Source organism: Billgrantia lactosivorans (genome assembly GCF_003254665.1).
GTDB classification, from domain to species: Bacteria; Pseudomonadota; Gammaproteobacteria; order Pseudomonadales; family Halomonadaceae; genus Halomonas; species Halomonas lactosivorans.
On sequence record NZ_QHGY01000002.1, the window covers coordinates 236,649 to 260,051 of the forward strand.

General features: G+C 58.3%; 21 protein-coding genes. 8 read left to right on the plus strand and 13 right to left on the minus strand.

Going from position 1 to position 23,403, the window contains the following annotated elements; genetic code table 11:
• Positions 1 to 54: 54 nt before the first annotated feature.
• Positions 55 to 1,629 carry a glutamine-hydrolyzing GMP synthase gene (guaA, locus tag DIS04_RS06650; protein WP_111412996.1) on the plus strand — a complete coding sequence of 525 codons (1,575 nt, stop codon included), beginning with the start codon at positions 55 to 57 and terminating at the stop codon, positions 1,627 to 1,629.
• Between the two features lie 227 nt (positions 1,630 to 1,856).
• On the opposite strand, the gene DIS04_RS20420 is transcribed toward guaA, so the two are convergent.
• Entirely contained in the window at positions 1,857 to 3,557 is a 1,701-nt protein-coding gene (locus DIS04_RS20420) for a hypothetical protein (protein WP_162623022.1), read from the minus strand.
• Between the two features lie 270 nt (positions 3,558 to 3,827).
• On the opposite strand from DIS04_RS20420, the gene DIS04_RS06655 reads away from it, so the two are divergent.
• Genes DIS04_RS06655 through DIS04_RS06665 form a run of 3 tightly spaced genes read left to right on the plus strand, consistent with a single transcriptional unit; the run spans position 3,828 to position 7,658 of the window.
• On the plus strand, positions 3,828 to 6,077 hold the full coding sequence (locus DIS04_RS06655; protein WP_111412997.1) for an ATP-binding protein: 2,250 nt from the start codon (positions 3,828 to 3,830) through the stop codon (positions 6,075 to 6,077).
• Positions 6,078 to 6,080: 3 nt separating this feature from the next.
• A complete protein-coding gene (locus DIS04_RS06660) occupies positions 6,081 to 7,232 on the plus strand; it encodes a response regulator (RefSeq protein WP_111412998.1) in 1,152 nt (383 codons plus the stop codon).
• 3 nt (positions 7,233 to 7,235) lie between these two features.
• Positions 7,236 to 7,658: a DNA mismatch endonuclease Vsr gene (locus DIS04_RS06665; RefSeq protein ID WP_111412999.1), complete on the plus strand. Its 423-nt coding sequence runs from the start codon at positions 7,236 to 7,238 to the stop codon at positions 7,656 to 7,658.
• A 1-nt stretch (position 7,659) separates the two neighbouring features.
• Here the strand turns inward: DIS04_RS06665 and DIS04_RS06670 are convergent, their stop codons facing one another.
• The 3 genes from DIS04_RS06670 to DIS04_RS06680 all read right to left on the minus strand — a co-directional run bounded on the left by DIS04_RS06670 (position 7,660) and on the right by DIS04_RS06680 (position 11,418).
• Positions 7,660 to 8,799, minus strand: coding sequence for a restriction endonuclease (locus DIS04_RS06670; RefSeq protein ID WP_218938132.1), 1,140 nt, complete (start codon positions 8,797 to 8,799; stop codon positions 7,660 to 7,662).
• A 15-nt stretch (positions 8,800 to 8,814) separates the two neighbouring features.
• A complete protein-coding gene (locus DIS04_RS06675; protein ID WP_245904507.1) occupies positions 8,815 to 9,867 on the minus strand; it encodes a DNA cytosine methyltransferase in 1,053 nt (350 codons plus the stop codon).
• Between the two features lie 309 nt (positions 9,868 to 10,176).
• The gene (locus DIS04_RS06680) at positions 10,177 to 11,418 is read right to left on the minus strand and encodes an NAD(P)/FAD-dependent oxidoreductase (protein WP_111413002.1); all 1,242 of its coding nucleotides are present in this window, start codon (positions 11,416 to 11,418) and stop codon (positions 10,177 to 10,179) included.
• 410 nt (positions 11,419 to 11,828) lie between these two features.
• Here DIS04_RS06680 and DIS04_RS06690 point away from each other — a divergent pair, with 410 nt between their 5' ends.
• Entirely contained in the window at positions 11,829 to 12,584 is a 756-nt protein-coding gene (locus DIS04_RS06690; protein ID WP_111413004.1) for a TIGR01458 family HAD-type hydrolase, read from the plus strand.
• A gap of 85 nt (positions 12,585 to 12,669) precedes the next feature.
• On the opposite strand, the gene DIS04_RS06695 is transcribed toward DIS04_RS06690, so the two are convergent.
• The 5 genes from DIS04_RS06695 to DIS04_RS06715 all read right to left on the minus strand — a co-directional run bounded on the left by DIS04_RS06695 (position 12,670) and on the right by DIS04_RS06715 (position 15,787).
• Positions 12,670 to 13,932, minus strand: a complete 1,263-nt coding sequence (locus DIS04_RS06695; protein WP_111413005.1) for a type II toxin-antitoxin system HipA family toxin — start codon at positions 13,930 to 13,932, stop codon at positions 12,670 to 12,672.
• Complete coding sequence (locus DIS04_RS06700; RefSeq protein WP_111413006.1) at positions 13,922 to 14,191, minus strand: helix-turn-helix transcriptional regulator; 270 nt, start codon at positions 14,189 to 14,191, stop codon at positions 13,922 to 13,924. The genes DIS04_RS06695 and DIS04_RS06700 overlap by 11 nt, the downstream gene beginning before the upstream one ends.
• Before the next feature lie 183 nt (positions 14,192 to 14,374).
• Positions 14,375 to 14,917, minus strand: a complete 543-nt coding sequence (locus DIS04_RS06705; protein WP_111413007.1) for an HD domain-containing protein — start codon at positions 14,915 to 14,917, stop codon at positions 14,375 to 14,377.
• Positions 14,918 to 14,993: 76 nt separating this feature from the next.
• Complete coding sequence (locus DIS04_RS06710) at positions 14,994 to 15,167, minus strand: DUF1289 domain-containing protein (protein ID WP_111413008.1); 174 nt, start codon at positions 15,165 to 15,167, stop codon at positions 14,994 to 14,996.
• 41 nt (positions 15,168 to 15,208) lie between these two features.
• Positions 15,209 to 15,787, minus strand: a complete 579-nt coding sequence (locus DIS04_RS06715; RefSeq protein WP_111413009.1) for a tetratricopeptide repeat protein — start codon at positions 15,785 to 15,787, stop codon at positions 15,209 to 15,211.
• 207 nt (positions 15,788 to 15,994) lie between these two features.
• On the opposite strand from DIS04_RS06715, the gene DIS04_RS06720 reads away from it, so the two are divergent.
• Positions 15,995 to 16,516: a helix-turn-helix transcriptional regulator gene (locus DIS04_RS06720; RefSeq protein ID WP_111413010.1), complete on the plus strand. Its 522-nt coding sequence runs from the start codon at positions 15,995 to 15,997 to the stop codon at positions 16,514 to 16,516.
• Between the two features lie 65 nt (positions 16,517 to 16,581).
• Here the strand turns inward: DIS04_RS06720 and DIS04_RS06725 are convergent, their stop codons facing one another.
• A complete protein-coding gene (locus DIS04_RS06725; RefSeq protein ID WP_111413011.1) occupies positions 16,582 to 17,649 on the minus strand; it encodes a class I SAM-dependent methyltransferase in 1,068 nt (355 codons plus the stop codon).
• A gap of 146 nt (positions 17,650 to 17,795) precedes the next feature.
• Between DIS04_RS06725 and DIS04_RS06730 the strand changes: the two genes are divergently transcribed.
• Positions 17,796 to 18,842 (plus strand): GlxA family transcriptional regulator, encoded by a 1,047-nt coding sequence (locus tag DIS04_RS06730; protein WP_111413012.1) that lies wholly within the window; start codon positions 17,796 to 17,798, stop codon positions 18,840 to 18,842.
• Between the two features lie 51 nt (positions 18,843 to 18,893).
• On the opposite strand, the gene DIS04_RS06735 is transcribed toward DIS04_RS06730, so the two are convergent.
• On the minus strand, positions 18,894 to 19,097 hold the full coding sequence (locus DIS04_RS06735; protein ID WP_111413013.1) for a cold-shock protein: 204 nt from the start codon (positions 19,095 to 19,097) through the stop codon (positions 18,894 to 18,896).
• A 397-nt stretch (positions 19,098 to 19,494) separates the two neighbouring features.
• On the opposite strand from DIS04_RS06735, the gene DIS04_RS06740 reads away from it, so the two are divergent.
• On the plus strand, positions 19,495 to 21,231 hold the full coding sequence (locus DIS04_RS06740; RefSeq protein WP_111413014.1) for a mechanosensitive ion channel family protein: 1,737 nt from the start codon (positions 19,495 to 19,497) through the stop codon (positions 21,229 to 21,231).
• 155 nt (positions 21,232 to 21,386) lie between these two features.
• Here DIS04_RS06740 and DIS04_RS06745 read toward each other — a convergent pair whose 3' ends face one another.
• A complete protein-coding gene (locus DIS04_RS06745) occupies positions 21,387 to 22,016 on the minus strand; it encodes a Vgb family protein (protein WP_111413015.1) in 630 nt (209 codons plus the stop codon).
• A gap of 33 nt (positions 22,017 to 22,049) precedes the next feature.
• Complete coding sequence (locus DIS04_RS06750; protein WP_111413016.1) at positions 22,050 to 23,270, minus strand: helix-turn-helix domain-containing protein; 1,221 nt, start codon at positions 23,268 to 23,270, stop codon at positions 22,050 to 22,052.
• Positions 23,271 to 23,403 lie beyond the last annotated feature (133 nt).

Consider the following 23,403-nt stretch of genomic DNA (forward strand, 5'->3'; position numbering starts at 1 on the left):
TTCAGACGCCTTGCCCTTGGCCCGCCGCCATACGTTGCCAGTAGAGACGACCCGATGACCGACATTCACGCCCACAAGATCCTCATCCTCGACTTCGGCTCCCAGTACACCCAACTGATCGCCCGCCGCGTGCGCGAGATCGGCGTGTACTCCGAAGTGCGCGCCTTCGACATCACCGAGGAGGAGATCCGCGAGTACCAGCCCAACGGCATCATCCTCTCCGGCGGCCCGGAATCCACCGTGGCGGCCGGCTCGCCCCGCGCGCCCGAGTGCGTGTTCGAGATGGGCCTGCCGGTGCTGGGCATCTGCTACGGCATGCAGACCATGGCGGTGCAGCTCGGCGGCGAGGTGGAAGGCTCCAACAAGCAGGAGTTCGGCTACGCCCAGGTCAAGGTCGACGGCAGCGACGAGCTGTTCCGCGACATCAAGGACCACGTCGACCACGACGGCAAGGCGCTGCTCGACGTGTGGATGAGCCACGGCGACAAGGTGGCCCGCGCGCCGGAGCCCTTCACCGTGACCGCCTCGACCCCGAGCTGCCCCGTGGCCGCCATGACCTGGCCGGAGAAGCGCTTCTACGCCGTGCAGTTCCACCCCGAGGTGACCCACACCCTGCAAGGCATGCGCATCCTCGAGCACTTCGTGGTCGGCATCTGTGGCGCCGAGAAGCTGTGGACCCCGGCGCGCATCATCGAAGACCAGATCGCCCGCGTGCGCGACCAGGTCGGCGACCGCCACGTGCTGCTCGGCCTCTCCGGCGGCGTGGACTCCTCGGTGGTGGCCGCGCTCTTGCACCGCGCCATCGGCGACCAGCTCACCTGCGTGTTCGTCGACAACGGCCTGCTGCGCAAGAACGAAGGCGACCAGGTAATGGAAACCTTCGCCCAGCACATGGGCGTGAAGGTGATCCGCGTGGACGCCGAGGAGCTGTTCCTTTCCAAGCTGGAAGGGGAGAACGACCCGGAAGCCAAGCGCAAGATCATCGGCAACACCTTCATCGACGTGTTCGATGACGAGGCCAGCAAGATCGAAGGCGTCGACTTCCTGGCCCAGGGCACCATCTACCCCGACGTGATCGAATCCGCCGCCAGCAAGACCGGCAAGGCCCACGTGATCAAGTCGCACCACAACGTCGGCGGCCTGCCGGAGACCATGAAGCTGCAGCTGGTCGAACCGCTGCGCGAACTGTTCAAGGACGAAGTGCGCAAGCTCGGCCTGGAACTCGGCCTGCCCTACGACATGGTGTACCGCCACCCCTTCCCGGGGCCGGGCCTGGGCGTGCGAATCCTCGGCGAAGTGAAGAAGGAGTACGCCGACATCCTGCGCGAAGCCGACGCCATCTTCATCGAGGAACTGCACAACGCCGACTGGTACCACAAGACCAGCCAGGCCTTTGCCGTGTTCCTGCCGGTGAAGTCCGTCGGCGTGGTCGGCGACGGCCGCCGCTACGAATGGGTCATCGCCCTGCGCGCCGTGGAAACCATCGACTTCATGACCGCTCGCTGGGCACATCTCCCATACGACTTGCTTGAAAAGGTCTCCAACCGCATTATCAACGAGATCCGCGGCGTCTCCCGCGTGACCTACGACGTCAGCAGCAAGCCGCCCGCGACGATCGAGTGGGAGTGAGGCACGCCTAGGCGAAACGCCTGCCACGGCTACGCTGACCGAGATCAAGGGTCTACAAAGGGTAGGCCTTTTTTCTTTGCAATCCGTTACAGGGTTTTGTTTACTCGGGTTAAGGTCGCCGAGACGACTGCCGATAGAACAGGTAGGTACAACGCAGACAGGGCTGTCGCAGGGAAACGATGTCATCCCCGGGCGGTAGCGTGGCGAAACCTCTAGGGGATAAGGCATCAATCACCAGTATCCGGATTTATTGGAAGTTCAAGCTGGATTTGAAGGTTCGGAAATTTAAAACTCCAATTTTTCATTTCGTATTTTTCAAATTTTTTCTGGCACATTTCCACCCAGCTTGGAATTTGTAGCAGAGGTGAGTCATCATCGGTCGTAAAAAATTGAGAAGCAGATTTGACCTCTGGCCATCCCATCCAGTACGCCCGAGCATCATGGGTATGATTGCCGGTAAAACGAGCTCCATATCTGGCAATCACGTACAAAAGTGGTGGTCGAGCAGAAGTCCTAGCTTTTATCCCCAGTGCTGAAAGTAACTCTTTTGAGGACCGACCACTAACCCATTCACTGACCCTTTCCACCCATTCATTGGCTTTTGCTATATTTCTGCGTCTGCTCTCCCTTTCGCGTAAAGAAAAGCCGAATATGTCATGCCATTTAAGTTGGATCAGAGCCAAGTCACCCGTTTTATTATCTAGGATCAGGGCATCGATATCTGTAATTACGGATCCGTTTGGTCGACGAAGTTGTAAGCCATGTTCAGGAATGGTAAATCTCGCAGGTGGGAAAACTGTAGCAAGATCGGCGCGGAAAATGGCCTCACGCTGATCGACTGCACGATCCCAGTCCGATCTATAAAATTCGCGGAGGTGGCGAAACAGGGCGAAGTATGGATTTGTTAGTGCTCCAAAGCAAGGGAGCAATACGAAATGCTTCCCTAGGCCGATGTAGAATACTGTGGGAACCTCAAATGCCCGCTCCCAGTCATACAGATCATCATACTCCAGAGTCAGCGCATGCATTGTTGGAGGAACTTGGATGCTCGGTAACCCGGCTTCTCGCCATATGGCTTCAACATCATCGCGCTTGGCGAAAATCGTAAGCACGTTATCTAGGGTGATGGTAGGATTTTTCCTATGAAGGAAAGCCGCAAAATCCATATGAGCCAAAATTCTTCCCACTGCTTGGTTGCACGCCTCCTTCCAGGCACCAAAAGTGCGGTCGCCGATGATTACGTCATCAGGGAAGGCCTCGGCTTCCAAGTATCCTTGACCGAGAAGCCTTGCTTTTTCGCGGTAGGCTTCAACAATTTGCCAGTCATTGTCATAGCGAATAAACCAGCCGTCCGTTGATTGCACATATCTTCTCATCCGTGCATGCAATTTTTTCCAGTGCTTGAGTTTTCGTGTATTGGGTGGTGATTCTGGTTCCAGCGCAAGCAGCTTTCTTGAGAACTTTAAAGCTTGTTCAGGGGCGCCCGCGGACACAGTTATTCGGAAGTGTTCAGGATTGAGTTGCTCGGTAGTGGCCAGCCCATAGCGTTCAAGAGATGCCATTCGTCGCAAAAATGTAAGTCTGCCGCAAACATCCAAATAAGAGTATGCGAAACGGGTTGTATCTGGATGGCTCGGCCCATATGGTACGCCACCGCTTTGACCTTTAGTGATTGAAAGGAAAGGACGGAGAGCAGATGCACATCCCATCATGAACATTGTATGATTAAGCTCCGGCTCAGTATTTACCGGTAAATACTTGCCTGTTTCTCTCCAGTGGTGGGAGACTGCGGCGCAATCGAGCACCCTGGTTAAGGCGAAGATTGCTTCTTTTTCTCTTCCTAACCACATTGCAGCGGCACGCTTCTGGAAGCGCTCAAGACAAGTGGTCAGTACTTGTTCCGTTGCGTAACGCCAAATGGTACTCATGGCATAATCCTATTGTGAGTGGTTTATCTGCTGATGATCCAGATAAAAAGCCTCGTAAGGCTACTTTGGAATAAGAGTTTGGCGGAATTGCTATAAAATATTTCCGGTATAGGTTGTTGTTCTTTATATAATCTACCTATTTTCCTAAATTCGCAACTCCCATGCTTGCATGGCTGCCATTGTCAGCGGCTAATGAATTTTTTTGAGTGGAATGACGCGGCCCTAAGCAATTTCAATAGGCTTAAAATGTTTATTATCAGGTGAGACGCGATGAATGATCCAGAAAGGGAAACACAAAAGAACACTTATAATGTTGATGAGTCATTTTCTCTACGACCAAAAGCCCGGATACTCAAGACTTTGGGCGAAGAACTGATTAGCAGCGAGACGGTTGCGCTAATAGAACTTGTCAAGAATGCATACGACGCTGATGCTGAAAACGTCCTGATCTCTTTTTCCGGTGACCTGAAAGAGGGCGGAGGGGCTATTGAAGTGATAGATGATGGTCATGGAATGGACATGGACACTATCCGTAATTCCTGGATGATCATCGCCACATCAACCAAGAAGCATAACAAGGAGAGTAAGAGCGGACGCAGGCGAGTGCTTGGGGAAAAAGGCATTGGCCGGTTTGCTACGGCAAGGATCGCGCAGGAACTGGAACTGTTTACACGGACCAGCGACCAAGTTGATACTGAATCGTATGCAGTTTTCGACTGGACGCAGTTTGATGATGACGAACGATTTCTCGACGAAATACTTTTTCTGGCGGACAATCAAACGGCTACCGAAATAGTTCCTAATTGGCGGCTGAAAGAATTTTCGGAAAAGAAATACCAAGTTCCTTGCCATGGAACAGTATTAAGAATGAACAGACTGAAGCACACATGGGAGAAGCATGACCTGGAGAATTTGCAGCGCGGGCTGTCTAGACTGCTGTCTCCCTTCTACTCAAGGAGTGACTTTAACATCTTTCTTAATCTTCCGGATGAGCGTAGTGAGTTTAATTCCAGGATTACACCTCCAAATATAATAAAGTACCCGCATTATGTCGTCAAAGGTGAAGTAAAGGCCGATGGCGAGTATTCGTTTATAGTCCAGATTGAAGAGGAAAGCCATCCATATGATTTTGTTGGATATTTCTACAAAGTTTTTTCTGACAACGAATGGGTGTTGTATCCGGCCAAGCAAAAGCCGGAGCTCAAGAAAGCTTCGCCTAATCAAAAAGGGGTGGAGTGTGGCCCCTTCACTTTTGAGTTGCGCATTTGGGATCGCGACGAACTGGAAAATGTGAACCAGAAAGTTGGGGGCGGTATCAGGAGTATCAGAAAAGACCTAGATGCAATAGCCGGGATTAATATCTACCGGGATGGCTTCAGGGTACTACCGTATGGCGAACCTGACAATGATTGGCTCAGATTGGACATACGGCGTGTTCAGGCTCCGACAAAACGGCTTTCAAACAACCAGATTACCGGGTATATCACTATTACTGCCGACATGAACCCTGGTTTACATGATCGTAGCAACAGAGAAGGGCTTGATAATAATGCGGCATATGCCGACCTCCAGAGTATTATGAAGTTTGTGCTAAACGAAACGGAAAATCTGAGATATGCAGCAAAGCGAAAAAAACCCGAAAATAGAGATTCAGACGAGCAAAAGGGATTGTTTGACCCACCCGACTTCAACAAAATTGCTGATGCTTTAAATCGTGGGGATGCAGGAAAAAAAGAAACTTTGGATCTAATTAATAAAGCCCAGGTTGATTGGAAGAATCAGATCAAGAAATTGCAAGGAGTTTTGTCTCAATACCATGCGCTGGCTACTTTGGGTGGCATAGTCGACAAAATTCTTCACGAAGGACGTCAGCCACTGGCAAAAATTCAGACAGAAGCAGGTTTGGGCAGGGAGATGGCGGAAGACCTTCTGGAAGACTACCCTGATTTCCCCCGATTTAAGGACTTCGAGAAAAGCTATGGAAAAATCGTGGGGCAGTCTTCGATTCTGAGAGATGTTTTCAGACGGGCAGAACCTTTTGGAGGTCGAAAACGTGGAAGGCCAAAGAAATATTATATTGAAGAACTGATTAGAGATATTTTCCAGTTGTATGATAAAGAGATAAAAGACGCTTCAGTTAATGTTGATCTTCCGGAGTCAGAAACTCTCGTTAGTATTGATACAACAGAGCTTTCCGAAATATTTACCAACCTTATTACCAATAGTTTATACTGGCTAAAATCGGTATCGGAAGCGGAGCGTAACATTCGGGTGATGGTGGATAGGAAATCTTCTGGTTCGCTTGAAATTATTTTTTCTGATACAGGACCTGGAGTTGATCCTAAGTACAAAGATCAAATATTTGAACCTTATTTTTCCAGAAAAACAGAAGGACATGGTCTAGGGCTCTGTTTGGTTGGGGAGATTGTTCATGATTACTATAATGGCAGTGTAGAGCTTCTGGATACAGGAAAATCCGGCGGGGCAGTTTTTAGAATCATATTGAAGAAAAGGGTTTAGATAATGGTGCGTTCTGAATGGAAAGTGCTTTCAGTTGATGACGATCCTGAGATGCACGAGGGGCTTAAAGGAATACTGTCGAGCCGAATGGGAGAAAATACCTTTGAGTTTACCGCTGCAACGACCTTCGATGAAGGCATGGCACTAATTGGGAGCAATAGGTTTGATCTGATTTTTCTTGATGTGCATGAGGACAGTAATGATCCTGATCCGTCCGACCATCTTGATCACTCTGACCAACGTGGTGAGCAACTACTGGCTACTCTGAAATCATCCCGTTTTGTCCCTGTAATTTTCTACACCGGATTCCCAGCAAAAGTCAGCCACCTGAAGAGCCATATTGTAAAAGTGGTTGATAAGGGTGCCCCTCCAGAAGAGGTAAGGTCTGAAGTTAATGCAATACTGAAAACTGGTTTGCCGCACTTAGCACAATATATTGAAGAGCAAAGCAGGGCTTATATTTGGGATAATCTCGAAGAGCTTCTTAAACAGGTGGCGGATGATACTGTAACATCAGATATTGCGCTCCTGACAGCCCGAAATCTTGCTAAGAATCTTTCCCAGAGAAGCGTTAAGGAGCTGCTTGGAAACGACACCAGCATGATTGATCCACTTGAAATGTATTTGTTCCCAGCTGATCCAGATAACTGTAGCCCAGCAGATATATACCGCAGAAAAGAAGATGACGCGTTATGGATGGTCCTCACGCCGGCCTGCGATTTTGAGCAAGATAAAGCAGAAAATGTTCTGCTAGCGAGGGTTGTTCCATTAACTGAACATGAGTTATACAAAACCTGGAAGGAAAAGGCCAGGGAATTTAATGCTCTTGAACAGAGCCAGCAGACGAAGAGGAATAAGCAAGAATTATCTAATGCGAGTGGGGCAGTTAAAAATCTTGTGAAGAACAATAAAGGTAATCGTTTCAGGTTCCTGCCAGGAACTTTTTTTCTCCCGAACTGTATTGTAGATTTTCAGCAGCTGCTGAACCTTCCTAAGGTTAATTCAGATCATTATGAGGTTGTTTGCTCACTGGACAATCCATATCGGGAAGAGGTTCTTCAGTTATTCTCCAACTATTACGGGAGGATCGGTACCCCGGATTATGAATTTGATTCCATTTGGGAAAAGATTGACCAGGAATTTTCTCCGGAATAAATTATGGTCGGAGATGTATTGACCCCCGAGCAACGTTCTTACTGCATGTCGCAGATTAAAGGTAAGAATACCAAGCCGGAAGTAGCTCTTCGGAAGGCCCTGTGGGGGCTTGGCTATAGATATCGGATAAGGAACCGATTGCCGGGCAAGCCAGACTTGGTTTTCATTTCACTGAGGACTGTAGTTTTTATCGACGGTTGCTTCTGGCACAAATGCCCTGATCATTTTGTACAGCCGAAAACCCGGGCTCAATTTTGGCTTGATAAAATCAATGGTAACGTCGCACGGGACCAGCGAAACAATGAGGTTCTAAGATCTGAAGGGTGGAAGGTTGTGCGAATTTGGGAGCATGAAATAAAAGAGTCTCTGGAAAGTGCTGTCGGTTGCGTTGTTGCGGTCCTGAAAAAGCAAGGAGGCGATTTTTAGTTTAAAGACTATTAAGCCACTTGTCGATAAGCTCAAATGGCCCGACTTGCTTCTTTAGAGTGCTAGCAATATCGCCGCCGGAAATAACAACAACCGGGTGTTTGTCTTCCTTTAGCTCAGTATAAGCCTGAGGGGCAAGGTGTGAAGTGGTGACAAGAATCCCGAACTGTCTGTGTCGCAATCGTGACAAAAGTCTGGAAAGTTCTTTAACTCCAACTCCCTTTCCCCAGGGAGTGTAACATTTAGCTTCCAGCGCAAATTCGACTTCGATAGCGCTTCGGCCAGTTCCTATTCGGTATGCGCCGACAGCATCCCGGCCACCGTCACGCCATGGTCGGGTGATCTCACACGTACCAATGTCAGGCATGAACAGTCGGGCGATTTCTACTGCTGCCGCTTCGAATCCAAATGGATTCTCTCTGTATTTGTTGTGGACTAGAGATAGAATTTTTCGATCCTCTTCGGCTTGGGGAAGTTGCTGTTCTTTGCTGCGTATATCGATGCTGTGAGGTGCATACAGCGGTGAATATTTTCGTCCTGACAACCACTCAAGCCAGGGCTTGGGTGCATGATGGGAAGACGCCGCATTTCCGGCCTTGACATCATTCAGCCACTCTCTAGTTACTACAGGCACGTTGAGTATGGTGAAGACAGACTTGTAATTTTGGAACCTAACATTATCAGGCCCTTTTGCCCGCCAAATAGCAACCAAATCGTCGTCCGGCCCTAAGTTTTGGGCACCTGGCACAGCTAGCCCAAGAAAGCGTACATCGCGATATTGCCCTGTTCCCCCAAAGAGCAAAATAACAGGGAAATGACCGAAAGAGGTAGAAGAGTGACGGGCATCGAATAAATTTCGGAGCATCTGATTCCCTTGTCTGGGTGTATCATGAATCCCCCGGACGGTCTTATTGTCTCCATAGTAAGTGAAGAGACCGCTTTCAGTATCCAGATGGTCCGGCCAATCAGGATCGTTGAAATTAGCTTTCAGGGCCAGTAATTTTAACGTATTTATGCCTGGGCGTTTTCCCAGGTGACGAAACCCAGCTCCATTATCCACTCCAATCAGCTGCGGTAGAGGATCGTCTGATGCATTTCCCTTCCGTGAGCCACCGTATATATGGTCCACGATAAGATCCATGTCAGATAGTTTCATTTAGGAAGCCGCCCTCACTTCTTTGCTCTCTACCCTGATTATCATTTTGAATATTGCCTCCATGACAGAGGAACAAACCCCATTGCCACATAGCTTTATTTTGTCTCGTCGGTTTCCGTAAGGCAGTCGGTGCTGTGTCCCAGCTCCCATTGCCTTTAGCAATTCTGGTGGTTGCAGCATGCGTAGATATGGTACATCATTCGTCCACGTCACCAGTCCGAAGCGATCAAGAGTGGTTACTGTGCGTAAAGGAGTGTCTATTGATTGCCAGCCGCCACCATAGTCCGAACCGTAGTACACAATAATAAAATCTTTTCCGCGGCCGAGGGCGTAAATTGCTCTTTCTGCGCGCTCAATAGTCGCCTTAGCTCTGCTTTCAGAGTAAAGAGGACGGCTATTGTACTTTCCAGACCAATCAATAACTGAGCGAGCGGTCATAGTATTTTTTTTATGCGATGAGATCAAATCTTCCCGGGTGATTTTCGATCCCTGCCGGTCGCAAACCAGGAACATTCGCTTTCTGGATTGAGCTACTCCAAAGTCTGCCGCATTTAGGAAAAGGTCATTTACTTTATAGCCATATGACTCTATGGTCTCCACGAGCTCATTGTGACGTCCCCATTTTTTCATGCGATTGACGTTTTCGACAATTAGCCAGCGAGGTTCCATTGCTTCAATCCATGGAATGATTCCAATGGCCGTTTCCTTACTCTGTTCGCAACCTGGCTTGGCTCCACGTGCAATGGAATGCGATGTGCACTCAGGAGAAGTCAATAGCACATCCGGCCGGTGTTTTTTGGCTAGTGCTCGCGGGTCGAGCTCCTCTATAGGAGCGCATAGCACTTCAGCACAGGGAAAGTTGCTCTTGTACGTGGCAGCAGCAATATCCCAGGCATCCACTGCCAAAATGGGCTTGGCCCCAGCTGTAACAGCGCCTCGGCCGCCTAGCCCTCCCCCACAGAAAAGGTCCGCAAAAGTGATCATCCTGTTGCTGTGCTCCCCGACGACATAACTGTTGACTGTATCAGGTTTTTCAGCTTTGGTCTCATTCATCCCATGCCTTAAGGTCTTACTCGTCACTGTCAAGCAATGGCGAGCTTAAGCGAGCGCCAATCTTCCCGCAGATCTTGACATACAATGCCATTAATGAATTGCTGCAAAAAAGCGGAAATGAAGGCGAGTATACGGTGAGCTTGTTGGATGAAAATGTCATTTCTCCTCGTGGTCGTCGATATGGTAAGCAGCCGCTGCGATGGGATTAGGGAGTAGGTATCCCTGCATCGAGACAACCGTTACGTGAATCTCCACAAAAAGCGGGCGCCCTAGGGCGCCCGCGTTCGTAGTGGAATAGTGACCTCAGCTTCAGAAGCGATCAACCCGGAACGGTGCCATATCCACCGCGGGCGCTTCGCCATCCATCATCTGGGCGAGCAGTTCGCCGGTGGCCGGGCCGAGGGTAAAGCCCTGATGGCCGTGGCCGAAGGCGAGCCATAGCCCCGCCTTGCCGGGGGCGGGCCCGATCACTGGCTTCATGTCGGGCAGGCAGGGGCGGGCGCCTTTCCAGGGCTGGCTGTCGCGGCGCTTGCCCAGCGGGAACAGCTTGCGTGCCACCTTTTCGGCGGCGGCCAGCTGCTTGTACTGGGGCGGCGATTCCAGGTCGGCCAGCTCGGCACCGGTGGTCAGGCGAATGCCGGCGCGCATGGGTTCGAGCAGGAAGCCCTTCTCGGCGTCCATCACCCAGTGGTTGAGCTTGGCTTCGCCTTCGGCGGAGTAGTGCATGTGGTAGCCGCGCTTCACGAACAGCGGCACTTTCATGCCCAGCCTTCTCAGCAGTTCTCCGGCCCAGGGGCCCAGGGCCACCACCACTTCCTCTGCCTCCAGGGGGCCTTCGCTGGTATCGACTCGCCAGCCGCCCTCGACCTGGCGCACGTCCTCGACGCTGGCCTTCATCACCTGGCCGCCCTGTTCGGTAAAGTTGCGGGCATAGGCCTGCACCAGGCCGCCCGGGTCCGAGACCATCCAGGGCTGCGTCCAGTGGATCGCCCCGATCAGCCCCTTGCCCAGATGCGGCTCCTTGGCGTAGAGCGCCTCGGCGTCCAGCACCTCGTACTCCACCCCGAAGCGCTCGTGGTTTTCCTGGGCTTCTTTCTGGCGCTCCTCCAACTCCTTTTGGGTGCGGTACAGCTCCAGCCAGCCGCCCTTGCGCACCAGCGCCTCGGCGCCGGCGGCCTCGATCATCGGGGCGTGGGCATCCTGGCAGCGCATGATCAGCGATGCCCACTCGTTCACGATGCGCTCGTAGCGCTTGCCGCTCGAGTTCAGCCAGTAGTCCAGCAGCGGGCCCGCCGCGCTCAGCATGCCGGTGGGGCGGTAGCGGATGTCCACCTGGCGGTTGGGCACCACCCGCAGCAGGGTGGCGATATCGCGGGGGAAGGCGTAGGGGCGCACCGCCTCGCGCTGGATGATGCCGGCATTGCCGAAGGAGGTCTCGAGCCCCGGCTCGCGGCGGTCCACCAGCGTGACGTCATGGCCGCGACGCACCAGATGCCAGGCCACGGAAACGCCGACCATGCCGGCACCAAGAACGATGATTTTGCGGGCCATGAAGGTCTCCCTGCCGATGGAAAATGGAAGGCTCCGCCGCGGGGCAGAGCCTGTCATGGGCGGAGTTTAACAGCACTTCCCAGAAAATCTGCTACCTGCTGAAAATTAAGATTATCGATCTATATTTTGATTATAAGGCGGAATCTTTGCCCGTAAATAGCGTGGTGAATGGGATTATTTTCGAATTCGGCTTCTGGGCCTGCGCTGGACACCCGCCAGGCAGCGAGCCGCTGGCTACCGAGTCCCTTCCGCTCCCGCGAGACTGACCGGAACGGGGCCGCCAGGCATGGATGGACAGCGCTGCGCGGACTAGGCTGTGTCTGAAAAGGCAGCGAGCGTAGGCAGTTTACGGACAGAAGCCTAGCCTCAATGTAGTCAATTCTGCTGAGACGCGACGAGGAGAGACGCCGATGCTGAAGGCGGTCTTGCTCGACATCAGTGGCGTGCTGAGCGAGGACGGCGAGGCCCTGCCCGGCGCCGTGGAGGCGGTGGCGCGGCTGCAGTCCAGCGGCCTGGCGCTGCGCTTCCTGACCAATACCTCGCGCAAGACCTCGGCCGCGGTGTGCGACGAGCTGCAGCGACTGGGCTTCGCCCCGGCGCCCGAGCAGGTGTTCACCGCACCGGGGGCCATCCGTCGCTATCTCGAGCGCAGTGGCCTTCGTCCCTACCTGCTGATCCATGAGCGGCTCGAGCCCGAGTTTGCCGGCCTGCCCTGCGATGAGCCCAATGCGGTGGTGCTGGGCGATGCCGAGCAGCGCCTGGACTATGCCCACCTCGACGAGGCCTTCCGGCTGCTGCTGGAGGGGGCGCCGCTGCTTGCCGTGGGCGCCAACCGCTACTTTCGCCAGGCGGGCACACTGCACCTGGACGCGGGGCCCTTCGTGCGCGCCCTGGAATACGCCGCCGGCATCGAGGCAAAGGTGCTGGGAAAACCCGCGAGCGACTTCTTTCATGCCGTGCTCGACGAGATCGGCATGACGCCCGACGAGGCGCTGATGGTGGGCGATGATGTGGAGTGCGACGTGGTCGCCGCCATGGAGCTTGGCCTGCAGGCCTGCCTGATTCGCTCAGGCAAGTATCGCCCGGGGGACGAGGCACGGGCGCCGCAGGCACGCTGTGAGGCGAGCCTGGCCGAGCTGGTCGATGCGTTGCTGAAGGCGCGCTAGCCACCCGCCATACCGAAGCGGATGCTCGCCATGGCCTGGCTATGTCTGATCAAGGAAGGTGTGGCAGGTGCTTGCGTTGGTGGGGTCACCTCCCAACGACCCACCGCTCCGGCAGCTTGCGGCAGTTGCTCAACAGGCGCTGCTGCAGCCTCTCCAGCAGCGTTTGCTCAGTGCCTTGCTGGGCCTCGGCGCTCAGGGTGGTGAGGGTAGCGTCGATGGCTGCCGGCATGCGTTCGGCGAGTTCGAGACCTTGCTTGACGAAGTAGCGCGGCTGGAAGCGCATCGAGCGTGCCAGCGCTTCCAGGTGTGAGCGTTCGATGCTGCCGGGGTGATCCTCACCATTGATGCGAAACGCGAAGCGGCGTGCGAGGCCGCTATAGAGCGTGGTGCTCATCAGATCATAGAACGGCGCCAGCCGGGGGCCTTCCTCGGTGTAGAGGATGGCAAGGTTCTTGGCATGGCTGTCGTTGTTGCCGATCAGCAGGTTGAAGAAGCACCAGGCGATCAGGCGCTGCAGGTCCTTTGCCGGTGCTCCCACCTGCTGCATGAGTTCACGACAGCGCGCCAGGCCGGGGCCGCCGTCGCTTTCGTACTTGATCAGCGAGGGGGTACCGGCAAGCTGGCAGAAGTCGAGCTGGTGCAGGCGACGCAGCCGGCCCTGTTCGTCGGGCGCCCGGTCGTACCGGCGCACGAGGCAGGCGTGGGTATCGGGCTGGTAGCTGGCTTCGGCGACGTCGAGCCCGAGTTCGGCGGCCAGCTGCATGCAGAAGGTTTCGTTGATGGCGCTGGCCCATACACCTCTCAAGCCCTGGATATCCGGCTTGAGGATATGGCTGGAAGGGGCCGACCCTTCCGGGATGGCGGGGCTTCCGTCTGCCTGCACCATTAGCAGCAACTTGTCCTGGGCGCCGGCCAGCGAGATCCGCGCCTCTTCGCTCTGCTGCGAGAGCAGAGGCCCTCGTTCTCTGTGCCGTAGGTGTTCCGCCAGCGCTTCCCAACTGATGGGCCGATAGTGCGGCGGAGCGGGTGTTTCTCCTGGCGGCAGCAGAGTGAAGACGCTGGCCGTGTCTCCGCCGATGGCCTTCAGCAGGCCGAAAACGGTCGTGGTGTGGTGGCGAAGCTCGAGGTGACGGCGCAGGTCGCCTTCCGGCAGCAGGTTTTCGAAATAGGCCAGCACCGCATCGCCTACTTGCACCTGCTGCGAGAGGGGTAGGGAAGGAGAAAGGCTCACCGCTTCAGGGTGCTCCAACCAAGCGGAGGCATACTCGAAGCGCAGCGGTTGTGCGTCATGCAGCCGGCCGACATGCCTGTCGCCGTGGTAAAGCTCCAGGGTATCGTCACTCGCCATGGCGGTTGCCACCCTTGCGCCGCACCACCACCTCGAGCCCCATCAGGTCGAGTACATCCAGCACCTTCTGCAATTGCAGTGTCGGCTTGCCGCGCTCCAGGTCGACGATGAAGCGATTGCCGGTGCCGGCGAGGCCGGCCAGGTCGATCTGCAACAGCCCCTGTTCGGCGCGCCGCTGGCGCACCAGCTTGCCGAGGTCTTCGCTGTGACGAATAGGAACGGTAAAGGAAGGCGAAGCAGTGAACTCGTAAGTCGGCATGGCAAATCCGCTTGTAATTACCGTTCGGTAATTCTAGGCAGGGATTGTCTGATTCGCAATAAGGAAATTACCGATCGGTAATTTTCGTGGGAATCAAGGTTCGATTTACAGAAAAATTACCGATCGGTAATTTTTTTCGATTACTCTTGTGCGGTAACGATGGGCTCGGGCGGCTGCCGCTAGCTATCGCGCAGCGCCGCGAATCCTTGCCTCGCCTTCAACTAATACGTTCCATGCCTGGCGCTTCAGCGCCTGGTCACCCCTTGTCATCACTTCCAGCAATTGGCGTTTCTCGGCCAGGTAGACCCGGGCGAAGCCGGGGGCCCGCGCGACGATGCTGCCGGTGTTGTCGATCAGGTCGGCGTACTTGATGGTCTGCGCCTCGGGGGAGATCTGCGCCAGCCTGTCGCGCTCCAGCGCCTTGCGGTGAGCGCGGTTGCCGATTTCCGGGTCGACGAATTGATCCGTCAGCTCCAGGACCAGAACGGCCACCCGCTCGCCGAAGCACGCCTCGATGTCCAGCGCCGTCACGGCGGTATCCTCGAGCACGTCGTGCAGGTGGGCGGCGGCGATCATCTCCGCTGTCGCCGACTCCACGGCCGACACCCTCTCTGCCACGGCCGCCGGGTGCCGCCAGTAGGGCTCGTCGGTGTACTTGCGCCGCTGCCCCACGGCCTGGTGGGCGGCGCGGCTGAACAGCGCCGCCCGTTCGATCAAGTCGTCCATCCTGATCACTCTCTCCGTAACGCTCTTCGCTTCACTCTCTTCCGTTCCACTTTCTTCCGTGCCACCTTCACCTGCCTCAATCGCGCGTGAGTTTCTTCAAGCGCTCATCGGCGCGCTTCACCGTTTTCATCTTCTCCGGCCGTTTCATCGCTTTCCAGTGGCGTATCTCTTCCATCGTGCGGCCGCAGCCGATGCAGAGATCCCCGTTCAGTTGGCATATCGAGACGCACGGGCTTTCGATCTTCGCCATTCAATGCCTCGTTGGCTTGGTGTGACCCTGTACCGTGCAGCTTACGGCAAAAACACCCGGATCAACGCTTCACGCTCCATCTCCAGCATCTCTCCCGACATCGGGTTCTGCCCGGCTTCCTCACTATCCTGCCATTCCAGCAGCAGCGCCTCGGCTTCGGGCGAGCCGGCCAGGCGCGCCGCGAGGATGTGGTTGGCGTTCGGCGTGTCAGCTGGCTCGCCGGCCATGACGTAGGCGGCCTCCACCTTGGCATAGCACGCCACGGCATCGTCCGTGGCTCCCTCCAGGCGCTCGTGCAGCATGCAGCGCAGCAGCAGTCCCTCCTTGTGCAATCCCTCTTCGTCGAGCGCATCCAGGTCGCGCTTGGCTGCTTCATAACGGCCCAGACTGGCAAGCAGGCTGACGCGGTTGGTGCGCAGTTCGGTGTGGTCGGGGTGGCGCGCCAGCCCCTCGTCGTAGATCGCCAGCGCCTTCTCGTAGTGCTGCGTATCGCCCCGGGCTTCCATCAGCACAGCACCCGCGCGCTCCAGGTAGTGCGCCGGCGGTTCGCCGCTGGCCGGCGAACCGCCGGCCAGCAGCAGGGTGGCAAACAGGTATTTGTCAGTCTTCGGTGAGTGCATCCCAATCCCTCGGTCTTTCTCCATGTTGAAACTCATTATTATTCGCCTGGAGCGGCGGGTCATGACTGAGCGAGGGGTTGAGATATGGCTTACAGATATTTCGGCGATTTCTTACGCCAGTCGTGGCTGTCATCGTTTTGTCAGGTCGGCATAAGGTTGTCACCTGACAACCTATCGTGATACACCTCCCAGGGAGGACGACAAACCATGACCCATTACGACTTCACTCTCAAATTCGCCGTCCCTGATGCGCTCGACATGGAGACGCTGGAAACCCGCCTCTTTGAGACGGGCTGTGACGATGCGCTGGTCGGGCTGGGGCAGAAAGGTCGCCTGGCTCTGGAGTTTTCACGTGAAGCGGTCTCGGCCCATGAGGCGATCATCAGCGCCATGGCGGATGTGAAGCGTGCCGTACCAGAGGCGCGTCTGATCGAAGCCGGCCCCGACTTGGTAGGGGTGACGGATATCGCGGAGTTATTTGCGTTCAGCCGCCAGAATATGCGCAAGCTGCTGCAGTCTCACCTGGCGACCTTTCCGCTGCCGCTGCACGAAGGGCGCGCCGCACTCTGGCACCTGGCCGAGGTGCTGGAGTGGTTCCGTACCCACCAGCACAAGGCCGTCGATGAGGCCCTGCGCGAAGTGGCCCGGGTCAGCATGCAGGCCAACGTCGCTCGTGAGACCCGTCGTTTGCCTGCGGAAGAGATCCAGCGCTTCGAGGCGCTGGCCTGATGACCAGTCCCCGAAGCCGCTGGTGCCTTGTGGGTTGCCGGGCCCGCCTGGGCGGGCCCGTCACGTCACCGCCGCGCTTCGAGTATGAGGTTGAACGGCGTTTCGGCGGCACGGCGGAAGTGGGTGAAGCCGGCCTGGCGGAACACATCGGCCAGGCGGGCTTCGCCGGCCTGGGCGCCGAGCACGAGCTGGCCGCCTTCCGAGATGGCGTGGGCGCAGCAGATGGTGGTGGAGGCGGCGTAGTACATGCGCGAGACGACGGAGAGGTTGTTCTCAACCCTGTCCTGGGCGTAGGGCTCGACCAGCATCACCGTGCCCCCAGGGGCCAGCACCTGCTCGGCGTAGCGGGCGGCGGCAACGGGGTCGCCCATGTCGTGCAGGCAGTCGAAGAAGCAGATGAGGCCATACTGACGATCGGCGTAATCCACCGCCCGGGCGATCTCGAAGCTGACGCGGTCGGCCACGCCTGCCTCGTCGGCGTTGCGCCGAGCCGCCTCGATCGAGGCCGGGTGGGCATCGATGCCGTGGAAGCGGGAGTTGGGGAAAGCCTTGGCCATCAGCACGGTCGAGTGGCCGTGGCCGCAGCCCACGTCGGCCACGGCGATACCGGCGTCGAGCCGGCCGACCACGCCCTCCAGGGCGGGCAGCCACTCCGGTACCAGGCTGGCGCGATAGCCGTTGCGGTAGAAGGCCGCCACGCCGCACTGCAGGCGGCTGTCGTGGTCGCCCCAGGCCACGCCCTTGCCGGTACGAAACGCCTCCAGGGTGCGCTCTTCGTCGAACCACATGGAGGCCGGCACCTGCCAGGCGTGGGGGATGAAGACGGGGCTCTCCTCGTCGGCCAGTACCATGGCCTGCTCGGGGGAGAGTTCGTAGCGGTCGCTGGTGGCGTGGTAGCCCACGTAGCCGCCGGCGGCCTGGGCGTTCAGCCACTCGCGCACGTAGCGTTCGGCGCAGCCGGTGCGGCTGGCGAGCTCCTCGGCGCTGAGCGGGCCGGCGCCCGCCATGGCCTGGTAAAGGCCGAGCTTGCTGCCCAGGCTGATCATCACCCCGCCGTAGGCGGCGGAGATGTCGCTGACGGCCAGGTTGACCAAGGCTTCGAGTTTGGTTGGATCGATGGCAGGGGCGTTCATCAAGTGCAGTTCCTGTCTTGTTGTTGAGGGGGTAGCGTCCCGCTCATCATCACCGGGTGGCCCGGCCCGCTGAAGAGCCTAAATCGCCCGGAATCGGTCTGTTTGTGCCACACTGACTATTCCCTTCCCGCGAGGCGCCACGCGCCATGACCAGCCCTGCCGAAGCGAGCCCTCGTCACGTCAGCCTCGTGGCGCTGCCTGATGCCGTGGTATCCACCCTCACCGGGCTCTACGACGTGCTGAATGCCATTTCGCTGATGGGCATGGTGCCGCCCGGCGCGGTGGCCCCGTTTCATGTCGAGATCGTGGGAGAGGCGATGGGTCCGATGCGGCTCGCCAGCGGCGTGCCGATCGAGGTGCAGCGCGCCATCGACAGCATCGAGACGAGCGACATCGTGATCGTGCCCTCGGTGTTGCTCCCGCCCCAGGGCTGGGAGAAGGGGCGCTACCCCCGTCTGGCCGGGTGGCTCGGCGACATGCACGCAAGGGGCGCGGTGCTCTGCTCGGCATGCTCGGGCGTGTTCCTGCTGGCCGAGACCGGGCTGTTCGACGGCCAGGAGGCGACGGTGCATTTCGGCTATGCGGAGGCGTTCATGAGCGACTATCCCGCCGTGTCGACCCATCCCGAGCGCGTGCTGGTGATTGCCGGCCAGCACGAGGAGCTGGTGAGTTCGGGGGCTTCGATGAGCTGGCACGACCTGGCGCTCTATCTCATCGCGCGCTACGCCGGGGCCACCATGGCGCAGGAGGTCGCTCGGGCCTTTGCGTTGCAGTGGCACCAGGATGGTCTCACGCCCTACCTGGTGTTTGCCGCCAAGACGGATCATGGCGATGGCGAGATCCAGCGCGCGCAGCAGTGGTTGGGTGAACATTTCGCGCTCGCCCGCCCGGTGGAGGCGATGATCGAGCGCTCGTCGCTGGCCGAGCGCACCTTCAAGCGGCGCTTCGCCAGTGCTACCGGCCTGACGCCGATCGCCTACGTCCAGCGCCTGCGCATCGAGGACGCCAAGCGCCGGCTCGAGCGCACCGAGGCCTCGGTCGAGGAGATCAGCTGGCGGGTCGGCTACGAGGACTCGGCCTTCTTCCGGCGCCTGTTCAAGCGCACCACCGGCCTCGCCCCGAGCGCCTATCGCCGCCGCTTCCGCATTCCCGATTTCGCGCGCCCAACCCACGACGCAACAAGGCCCGCCTAGGCGGGCCTTGCTGTCGAACCGGGGAGGTTCGAGAACTCGCGACCGTTAAGGTCAGGCGAGCTTGATGTTCGAGGCCTGGAGGCCCTTCTTGCCCTGGGTCACGTCAAACGTGACGTTTTGACCTTCCTGCAGGGACTTGAAGCCTTCCGATTGGATCTCGGAAAAGTGGGCAAAGACATCGTCGCTGCCATCGGCCGGGGTAATGAAGCCGAAGCCCTTGGAGTCATTGAACCACTTGACTGTTCCAGTCGTCATAATCGAATTCCTTTCGCGCTATTGCGCCTTGCCATGTTCCTGGTGTTACCCAGATGAGTAGCGGGTAAAACAAGGAGAAATCACAGGGCTGCCGAACGAATCCGAACGCTACTGAAACCATGCTGCTTGCCTACCAACTGACACCCACGGTGTCATGCTTTGGTTGTGTGGGTCAAAGGTTATATTTTTTATTTTCTGCCGCCGTCGGCCAGGCGGGGCTGCCTCGGGGCAGGGGGCACGGCGGCAGCGTCAGACCCCGGACTGGACGAAGCGGTAACCTGTGCGCTGTACTGCGAGCAGCCCGTGATCCGGGGGCGTTATGGGCCAGGTCCGTAAGACCTGAACGGAGCTGTCGAAGGGAGCCGGCAGCAGGTCCGCTGCAATAGGGAAGACAGGCATGAAAGTAAACGGCTCGTGGCTGATGCCGCTGATGCTCATGGTAGCGCTACTCTTTTCCGGCCTGTGCCTGGCGCAGGCCCCGGCAGAGGATAGCGACAACGGGAGCGATAGCGATAGCGAAGAGCAGCAGGAATGGTATTCCGTCGATTCGCTGAACGCGGGGCTCGACGAGGCTCCCGATGAAGTCAAGCGGCAGACGCCGCGTGAAGCGATTCGCAGCTTTCAGAAGCTCACGGAAGAGCGAAAATTTGCCGCGGCGGCACATATTCTCAACCTTTCCGAGCTGGACGAGGCGGAGCAGCAGGAGCGCGGACCCCAACTGGCCAGGCAGTTGGATCAGGTTCTCAGGCGAGGCGAGTGGATCGATGTTTCCGACCTGTCCGGACGGGAGGATGCTGCCATCGAGGATCCATCTGGCCAGCATCCCCAGACGGGCGAGCCGCGCCGAAGCCTCGAGCTGGCTTCTCTCACGATCGACAACCAGGCCTACGATATTCGCCTGGCTCGCTACCGGGTGGAGGACGGAGATCAGGACCCGGTGTGGCTGATCACCCAGGACAGTGTCTCGTACATACCCCAACTCTATGAGGCCTACGGCCCATCACTGCTGGAGCGGCACATTCCGGAGCGCTTCAAGACCCCGCTCTGGAAGCTTCAGCTCTGGGAGTGGCTTGCTATCCCGGTGTTCCTGCTGGTCATCGGCATGGTGGGATGGGGTGTCTATGGCCTGGTCGGCTTGCTGGCGCGCAGGTTTCCCAAGGGGGTGCCCAGCATCTTCGCCAGCCGCATCCAGGGGCCCATGGCGCTGCTGGTCATGGCGTTTGTCGCCCGGGGACTGCTCAATTACGTGGTCTCCTTCACGGCCGTGGCGACCACCTTCATTCATGTGCTGCTGATCCTCCTGATTGCCTGGGGTGCGGGTACGATCGCGCTACGCCTGGTGGATACCATTTTGCTCAAGGTGACGCGGCGCATCGTGGGGGAGATCGACGACACCAAGCCCAAGGACGATCGCCAGTTGCTCACCTCGCTGTATGCGCTGCGTCGGGTCATCATCCTGGTCACGGTGACCGCGGTCTCGGTCTATGTGCTGAGCCAGATCCAGCTGTTCGAGACCCTGGGCATGTCTCTGCTGGCCTCGGCCAGCGTGCTGGCGGTACTGGTGGGCATCGCGGGGCAGGCAGTGCTCGGTAACATTCTCTCGTCGTTCCAGGTGTCCCTGGCAAGGCCCATCCGTATCGGCGACCTGGTGATGTTCGAGGGCCAGTGGTGCTATGTGGAAGGTATCTTTTACACCTTCATTCGGTTGAGGAGTTGGGATGAGCGGCGCCTGATCGTGCCGGTGACCTACTTCGTCTCCCGGCCCTTCGAGAACCTCTCCGTCAAGAGCGCCAAGATGTATCGCTACTTCGAGATGAAGCTGCACGTGAGTGCCGACATCGATGTCATCCGCGAGAAGTTCCTGGAGTACGCCAAGGAGGAGGACAGCGTCATCGAGCATCACAAGCTGTGCTGCTACGTGACGGGGCAGACCGAGACGGCCCAGACGGTCACCTGCTATCTCATGACCTCCGATCCTTTTTCCGGCTGGGTCGCCGAAAAGAGCGTTCTTGAGCGGATGATGGCCTTCGTTCGCGACGAACATCCCAATTGGTGGCCGCGCGAGGTGGTGGTGCTCAGCCAGTACGACATCGCCAAGGGGAGTCGGCAGGAGGCTCGCCCGCCCTCCTCGTGACGCAACCGACAATGTCCGATACGACAGGGCCCGGCAATTTTTGCCGGGCCCATCGGAGCTACGCTGGTTTACTCCCAATCAGGTCTCGCTCTCTTTAGGAGTGTTATCCACGAGGCGTGACGGCTCGCCACCGGAGCCGTCACGCCGCACTACCTTTACCTGGGTCGGCGCACGACCCGGAGCTTGCCGCTCGCGCCACCGCCGCAGAAGAAACGCCCGGCGCCATCCGATTCGAGCCCGGAAACGCCCATTCCCTGGGGCATGTCGAGCTGCTGCAGCACTTCTCCCGAATCAGGGTCGATTCGCCTCAGGTCGCTGCCTTCCTCCTCCCAGGTGCCATGCCAGAGCTCACCATCGACCCAGGTGACGCCGGTGACGAAGCGATTGGATTCGATGGTGCGCAGAATCGCCCCGCTGTCGGGATCGATCTGGTGGATCTTGCGGTCCCGATACTGGCCCAGCCAGAGCGAACCCTCGGCCCAGGCCAGCCCCGAGTTGCCCCCCGGCGGGGCGGGAATGGTGGCGAGGATGTGGCCGCTGGCGGGCTCGATCTTGAGGATGCGGTCCTCGGCGACCTGGAACAGATGCTGGCCGTCGAAGGCCGTGCCGGCATCGGCGGCGGTCTCGATCGAGCGCTGCGGCTCGCCGGTGTCGGGGTCGAAGGCGCTGAGCGTGTCGCCGGTGGCAAGCCACACATGGCGGCCGTCGTAGCTGACGCCGTGCACGTGCTCGACGCCGGGAAAGGGGCCGAACTCCTTGAGTACTTCCGCTGCTGAACGGTTCATGTCGTTGACCTCGTTGGTAGGGACCTCTTCAGCCTATGCGCCAGGCAGCGGGCCTGGGAGTAACAAGGTTGTCGTGAAACCCGGCACCGAAGGGGCGATCCAGCGCCGTGCCCTGCCGCGTCCGAAGGGCTGCACCTTGCCCGCATCGGCGAGAAATTCGAGCGCTCGCTGCATGCTGCGTTGGCTGACGCCAAGGGCCATGGCCAGGGCCGAGCTCGACCACGGCTCGCCGTCGCTGAGCAGGGCCAGCACCTCGCCATGCTTGCCTTCGATGGGGCGAGCCAGCACTACGACCTCCGATGCGGCCCCTGGCTCCAGCATGTAGCCCCGAGGCGTCGCGCGCACTCCGGCCAAGGGGGCGAGGGCGGTGCGCAGCCGGCCGAGTTCGACCCGCAGCCGGATCCGGTGAGATTCATCGGCGAAGCGGGTGCGAAACACCCGGGCGATGAGCGCATCCCGCGATACGTCGGCCGGCCAGGCTTCGCCCAGCAAGCGGGCCAGGGCGAACAGCACCGGGCGCGTGGTGAGCGAGACCACGTCATCACCATCGCGCACGGCATGGCGGCAGGCATCGATGACGAGTGACTTGGATGCCAGCAGCGCTTCGACCTCAGGCAACAGCAGAGGGCGCTCCCGGCCATGCTCCACCAGGCGTGCGGCAGGGGCATCCAGGGCAAGGCAGGCGCTTTCGACTTCCGCCATCAGCGCGGGGACGCCGGCGAGGCGAGCGCTCCGTTCGGCTCGCTTCAGCGCGGCGCGTGCTGCTTCGGTGTGCAGCCGGCGCAGGGCGATGCCCGCCACGATCAGCGCATGAACGGCGCCCAGGGCCGGAGGAAGGGCGGAGGGCTCAAGCTGGGCCAGGGCATGCTCCGCCTGGCCCAGGCGGCCGAGCAGGAGCAGGCGGCGAGCCTCGAGGGACCGCGCGTGGGCGGCGTTCGTCAGGTCGCCGTGCGATTCGAGCGTGGCCCGCGCCGAGTCGAGCCGCTTCGTGGGCCAGGCGAGAACGCGCGACGCCAGGGCGATCTCGGCCTCGGCCACGATGCACCGCGCACGAGCCATCTCTTCCCTGGTACCGAAGGCGCGTGCCGCACGTTGCAACAGCAGCCTGGCCCGTGCGAAATCGCCAAGCTGGGCCATCGCGATCCCCCGCAGCGCCAGCGCCGGCGCATCGTCACGCAGGGCGACCCGGTTCAAGGCCCCGAGGGGATCGCCCGCCGAGAGCGCACGGCCCGCGGCCGAGATCAGCGCATCCATCGCATTACCGTTAGCTGAGAGAGGCTACGAGCCGGAGTCGTCCCGAGCCTGACGATTCGTGTCCATCAGTATGTGCTGCTGCCTGCAGATCTTCGAGACGCTCGGCGCCGTTCTGCGATGAAGGGGAAGAGGT